This window comes from Leptothoe sp. PORK10 BA2 (assembly GCF_034932105.1).
GTDB lineage: Bacteria > Cyanobacteriota > Cyanobacteriia > Phormidesmidales > Phormidesmidaceae > Leptothoe.
On sequence record NZ_JAYGIG010000114.1, the window covers coordinates 247,094 to 253,173 of the forward strand.

5 protein-coding genes are annotated in these 6,080 nt (G+C 49.9%); 2 read left to right on the plus strand and 3 right to left on the minus strand.

The annotated features are described in order from the left end of the window. Positions 1-34 precede the first annotated feature (34 nt). Positions 35-454, minus strand: a complete 420-nt coding sequence (locus VB741_RS15930) for an HHL1-like protein (RefSeq protein ID WP_323366164.1) — start codon at positions 452-454, stop codon at positions 35-37. Between the two features lie 134 nt (positions 455-588). Here VB741_RS15930 and rarD point away from each other — a divergent pair, with 134 nt between their 5' ends. Together rarD and VB741_RS15940 are read left to right on the plus strand one after the other, a co-directional pair. After that, positions 589-1,458: an EamA family transporter RarD gene (gene rarD, locus VB741_RS15935; RefSeq protein ID WP_323366165.1), complete on the plus strand. Its 870-nt coding sequence runs from the start codon at positions 589-591 to the stop codon at positions 1,456-1,458. Positions 1,459-2,063: 605 nt separating this feature from the next. After that, positions 2,064-2,609, plus strand: coding sequence for a DUF1353 domain-containing protein (locus VB741_RS15940; protein WP_323366166.1), 546 nt, complete (start codon positions 2,064-2,066; stop codon positions 2,607-2,609). A gap of 113 nt (positions 2,610-2,722) precedes the next feature. On the opposite strand, the gene VB741_RS15945 is transcribed toward VB741_RS15940, so the two are convergent. After that, entirely contained in the window at positions 2,723-5,485 is a 2,763-nt protein-coding gene (locus tag VB741_RS15945; protein WP_323366167.1) for a COR domain-containing protein, read from the minus strand. A gap of 243 nt (positions 5,486-5,728) precedes the next feature. After that, a partial coding sequence (locus VB741_RS15950) for an IS66 family transposase (RefSeq protein ID WP_323366168.1) occupies positions 5,729-6,080 on the minus strand: 352 nt, incomplete at its 5' end.

Genomic DNA, 6,080 nt, shown 5'->3' on the forward strand with positions numbered 1-6,080 from the left:
CCATGGGGGGAATTTCCCGGCTCGTCCAAGTTATTTACCGCTTAAACAGGCCAGCCACGCCATTTTTTACCTGATCAGCCATGGCTTTTACGCCACCTGCAATCCCCGGTTTAGGGGGTACCGCCACCGTAATCGGTTCATCCTTAAAGGCTTTAACCCGATAGCCGTACTCCAGATTAGTCTTGTTCTTCCGCAAAATGGGGTAAATCCGAAACGCCCCTTGGAGCAAGTCGTCCTCACTGGCAAAAATCGCCCGATCAATATCAACAGAGCGTTTTACGGCCACCACACCGACGGGGTACCACTGCTTTTTATCCTTAATGCGAATGTGCACCTCAAACTCAGGATCGCCCGAAGAACGCCGTTTATCCATTTCCTGAGAGGCTTCCTGGCGACGCTTAGTTTTCTCAGACACCTCAGGTTTAGGCTTAGCTTTACCAAATCCGGCGGCCATGGGAAATACCTCTTAAGGTTGACACTTATTAAAAGTTTACATCGATTTAAGAAATCGGGGATCAGTATGCACCCGATAGATGGTGCGCGGCATAGGTAGCTGCTAGGGTTAAATGCGCTCTACCGGCTAACGTCTTGAATCCAAAAACTGGTCCGCTCTACGCCATCCTTGCCTACGGTGCCTGGGGGCTGCTCCCCATTTACTGGAAGTTTTTTAGCTCGGTTTCGCCGATAGAAGTGCTCAGCCATCGCATGCTGTGGTCGCTGGTATTTCTGGGGTTGATTTTGACCCTACAGCGGCGACTGGCGGACCTGCGTAAGCTGCCCCGTCGTCAGGTGCTGGGGCTATTGGCCACGGCGATGCTCCTCAGCTTTAACTGGGGGCTGTATATCTATGGCGTTAACACAGACCGGGTGGTGGAGACGAGCCTGGGGTATTTTATTAATCCCCTAGTATCTGTCCTGTTGGGATTTGCTGTACTACGGGAAAGGCTTTACCGGGGGCAGCAGGTGGCGGTGGTGCTGGCCAGTGTTGGGGTGAGCTATTTTATTTGGCAGTTTGGGGCCGTGCCCTGGATTGCCTTGGGGTTAGCCGGTACCTTTGCCCTATATGGGTTGTTGCGAAAAATGGTGGCTGTTGCGCCCATGGTGGGGCTGATGGTGGAGACCGCCCTGATGACCCCGGTGGCGTTGATGATTATTTTTTATGGGGGAACAACGGGGACTGGACGTTTTGGCAGTAGCCCCGGCCTGACGTTGTTGTTTATTGGGGCTGGGGTGGTGACGTCGATGCCGCTGCTGTGGTTTAACAATGCGGCGAAGCGGTTGTCGTTGTCCACCCTAGGTTTTTTTCAGTATGTGGCCCCGTCGATTCAGCTGATGCTGGGGGTGTTTTTATATCAGGAGCCCTTTACTCAGACACATTTGGTGAGTTTTAGCTGCATTTGGACGGCATTGTTGATTTATTCGAGTACGTCGTTGCTGCGCTCAACGGCAACGGATTAGGTGGAATTGTAGGCCCCATTGTCTAACTGGAAATCTTGGCTGATAGCCTTTGTCTGACAGGGTTCGCCCAGGGCAAAGCCCCTATGGGATGATTTATTTTGTTGCCTGTTTGGCACCTTGCACCTTGGTACGTTTGTGGAAGGGCTCCTGTGGAAAATGCAACTGCCTTTGTAGAAAAGTCGCAGATATCGTTGTTTTGTCCGTTTGGTGCAAAAACATTCCGTGAAATGGCTGAGGCTAATTGAATCATTGTCTAGATGCCAATGGCCTACCTCGGATCAATCTCGGATAAATATTGATGAGATATGGGAAAACCTTGACTAGGTGGCTGATTCTGTTGTTCAGGTTGTTCTGACTGATCAGCTGCCAGATTAAGGAACAACAACTCCCAGGGAAACCTCCAGGTTTTAACTTGGGCGTGGTTTAAGCAGCATGTGATCCAGGCGTTAGAAGTGATTTAGGAAAAGTCTGAGTCAACTCTTCTTTCAACCAGCTTAAAAAGTGGCATGGCAGGGGGCTAAATACCCTCCTACATAACCCTAAAGGGTACTCCATCGTTAAAAGGTCGATGGCTAACCTGTAATCACGTTGCGAGTATATAAATCATGTATAAACCCAGAATTGGCAAACTGCTTTGTGATGGTAAACCGGTTTATAAAAGTCTTTGGCCTGGTAAGAAGTTTCAGTTGGATGAATGGTGGACCTATGAGGACCATCTAGGTCAGGTTTGGGTTCTTCCTCCTGGGTTTGTGTATGACTTGGCGAGTATTCCAGCGTGGATGGCGGGAAGTTTGCAGTGGGGGGCCTGGAATGTGGGGGCGGTGCCCCATGATTGGGCTTATGAGTATGGGTATTTGTTGCGGGTAATGGATGGGCAGTTGGAAGAGGTGCCTGTGACGAAGCGGCAAACGGATGATTTGTTTGCTGATGTGATGTTTAGTGTGGGCCGCAAAATTAAGGGCTCCCAGTTTTGGCGGATGCAGCTGGTTTATTTTGCAGTGAGATTTTTTGGTAAGGGTGTGTGGATTCGGGGGCGGCGGCAGTCGCAGCCGTTGCCGCCGTCTTTGGGTGAGTTACAGTGGGCCTATGAGCGGGCCTATGACAATGTGGATATGGATAGTCGGTGGGGCCATCTTGTGGCCCAGGGGTGATTCGCTAGACTGGAGCCAGAGGCTCTGTTGAGGTAAAATCCTTCACTCCTGCTAGTCGGTTTTGATCTCATTTGTCCTGGGTTTTGAACTCTGGGTGGTTACTTTTAATACTCTTAACTGCTAAAGCCATCGAGGAATGCGATGATGGCATTTAGGGGAATATTATCTGTGACGTCGGTGGCGACCTGCATTAGGGAACTTTTGAAGCCTTGTTCCCAGCGGTCACGGTCTCGAATGTTTTGGGCTAGGATGCCAAATTGCTGACGTAGTTTTTGCCAGCCTTGGCGGTCATTTTGTTCAATGGTTTCAGCTGCGGCATTGAGCAAAACACGGCTACTGTCTTCTGTGAGCACCCGGTCAGGGTTATGGTCTTGTACGGTGTTGGCAAGAAAGCTGCGCAATGCATCGAGGGCTTCTAGGGTGGCAGGCTCGTTTTGGTAATGATTAATGGTTTGGGTTTGGGCTAGTTGGACGTTGTCGGCATAGATGATGGTGGTGGTGGCTGGTGGATAATATTCGATGTGTTGGTTTTTGAGTTGTTCAAATCTGGCTTGTTCTGGCTTTTTGTTTGGTTCGTTGGGTGCAGACTGTTTATCTAACTCATCAAAGCGTTCTTGAACTGAGAGAACGGCAGTCAGTCTGGGGATGTTGACGTCAATGCAACTTTTGCTACACGGAATGTCGTAGCGCCTTTTGGCTAGGAAGCGGTCTAAGGTTTTTACGGGGAAGAAGTGGGGTTCGCCACTATTTTCACATTCTTCGCAGATGCAGGGAATGAGTTTGGTTTCGCGAATTTTCTCAAAGGAGGCGTTGATTTCGTCGATTTCGTTAGTGATGACGCTCAGCAGTTCTTTGTTGTGTACGCCTGAAACGCGAATGCAGATTTCTCCCTTGTAGGGGCGATAGGTTTCGATTACTTCTGCGCGGGCGCGACTGTTGTTGAGGACAACGCCGCTACGCCAGACGATTTGTTGCTGCTCGATCCAACGGTAGAGACGGACGATGAGCTGGGTGACGATGCCCTTGGGCATAAATTCATATTCGTAGCGCAGCATGAGGTTATTGGGGCTATCCCAGTCGTAGTCGGGTGGGTCAAAGTCTAGGAGCTGGGGAGAGATGTAGGTATCTTTGCGGCCAGGGATGGGATAGCACAGATTGAAGTTTTCCATGAGCTTTAGCAGTTCGTCGCCCATGGTGGCATAGTCGTCTTTATTCCAAATGTCATTTAGCTGGGCGGTGGTGAATGTGCCCTTAGCTTTGATCACATCTTCGTTTTTGATTACGGCATAGACGGCGTTGGTGGCCCATGCGGGTTGCAATATAACAATATTTTTGAGAACGCGATCTTTTTGAAAGTGTAGGAAAATGCCTAGTTTATGGAGAAAGTCGCTAATGCGTAGCATCTCGCTACGGTCGGTGACACCGTTGCGCTGGCAGAGGGCAAAGTAGGCACCCTGGGGAATGTAGTTGCGAGAGTCGTTTTCGAGGGCATAGCGGACGCGTGCCCATTTTGGTAGTAAAGGTGTGCCAACAAAGTCTAGGGTTTGGATATGTTGTTGGATAGCCTGCTTGATGTCATCTAGACCACGGCCATCTTCTAGGTTGGTAGCGATAAACCGTTGAATATGGGGAAAGTCTTTAGTTAGTTGACTTTCATTGACATTGCAGGGGCGGTTACCTTTTTCGTTTTTGATTAGCAGTACGGGGCTGTCGCCACCAAATAGCTCAATGGAGTTGAGCCAGTAGGGAAAGTCGGTATTTTCCTTGCGGGTGTCGGCAACCAGGGCATAGAGGGAGCGTTCGGTGAGAAAGAACTGATGGGTTTGGTGATAGATCTCTTGGCCACCAAAGTCCCAGAGATGGACCCGAAAATCTTGATCATTTGCTAATGGAAAACGCCACTGAATGACTTCGATGCCATGGGTGGATTCTTCTTTGGGATCGAGCTGATAGGCAGGATCTATAATCTTTTTCGCGAGGGAGGTTTTGCCTGCACCCCCTTCGCCAACAATCAGGAATTTAGCTTCTTGTAGTAGAAACTGTCCCGACTTATCGGTGGGTGTTTCATAGAAACGAAAGATAGCTTTTAAATCGTCGGCATTTCTCCAAGAATTAGGCTCTCCTAAAATTTCCGGCGGAATAGGTAGAGGATTGCCGCTGAGATCGATTTGAGTTAGCGGGAGTTGTTTTAATTCTGCTGGTAACTCAGAGAATCTATTTTGATAAAGGTCAAGGGAGGTGAGACTGGTGAGCTGGACAATTTCGGGTGGCAGGGCGCTCAACTGGTTGTAGCTGAGGTAAAGGGAGGTGAGACTGGTGAGCTGGACAATTTCGGGTGGCAGGGCGCTCAACTGGTTGGAGCTGAGGTCAAGGGAGGTGAGACTGGTGAGCTGTCCAATTTCGGGTGGCAGGGCGCTCAACTGGTTGTAGCGGAGGTCAAGGGAGGTGAGACTGGTGAGCTGTCCAATTTCGGGTGGCAGGGCGCTCAACTGGTTGGAGCTGAGGTAAAGGGAGGTGAGACTGGTGAGCTGTCCAATTTCGGGTGGCAGGGCGCTCAACTGGTTGGAGCTGAGGTAAAGGGAGGTGAGACTGGTGAGCTGTCCAATTTCGGGTGGCAGGGCGCTCAACTGGTTGGAGCTGAGGTAAAGGGAGGTGAGACTGGTGAGCTGTCCAATTTCGGGTGGCAGGGCACTCAACTGGTTGCCGATATATTCAAATGTGTCCTCATCTAACTTGCCCAATGTCAAGGTTTCCAACTGGGTTAACTGCCCAATTTCGGGCGGTAACTCCGTTAGTTTATTCCCTGATAGGTCAAGCTCTTTTGCCCCAGCCCGTGCTGCTTCCTCAATTACCTGCAGTAGCTCATCTCGTGTCATACTTACTCGCTCTAGTCAGTACTTGGGGTTATTGTGACAAACCTCGGCTGGTAATGGTCAAACGTTAATATTTAATCCTTATTGGATATCTATAATCCCTCACACATCCCAATCCGCTTGAGAAACGGAGCGTCATGGGTTTGAGATATCTCTCCTGCTCTGCCGACACATGGTCGTAATAGGTCAGCCATTCCTAGAAGCAAACTTTCTTGTAGGTGCTGGTATATGCCTTGTTTAATGTAACTACTCAGGCTGGGGTAGGAGAGTTATAGGGTTTCCAGAGAACAATCCCATGAGGGCATCCAGAACGTTATGCCCCTGTTTGCGTAGAGTGGATAGGTAACCGCGAATACGGCAGAACATCCGAGCTCCCTCTGTGGAACGGAAGCAGCCCGAAACCTTCTGCTTAAGTTTCATCATCCGCAGATCTCGTTCAGCTTGATTATTGTCAAAGGGGACCTCAAAGTCATACATAAAACCAAGCACTGAGGCTTGTTGAGCCTTGAGTCGTTCCAACAGATTTCGGGGAGGAGAGCGTTTCGGACGTCCTCGTTTTTTCGGAGCATCCGGTGGGGGAGTGGGGATAGGATTCGCC

Bases quoted from the DNA above. Each gene is read 5' to 3' on its own strand.
- VB741_RS15930 (WP_323366164.1), bottom strand. From the start codon at position 454: ATGGCCGCCGGATTTGGTAAAGCTAAGCCTAAACCTGAGGTGTCTGAG.
- VB741_RS15940 (WP_323366166.1), top strand. From the start codon at position 2,064: ATGTATAAACCCAGAATTGGCAAACTGCTTTGTGATGGTAAACCGGTT.
- VB741_RS15945 (WP_323366167.1), bottom strand. From the start codon at position 5,485: ATGACACGAGATGAGCTACTGCAGGTAATTGAGGAAGCAGCACGGGCT.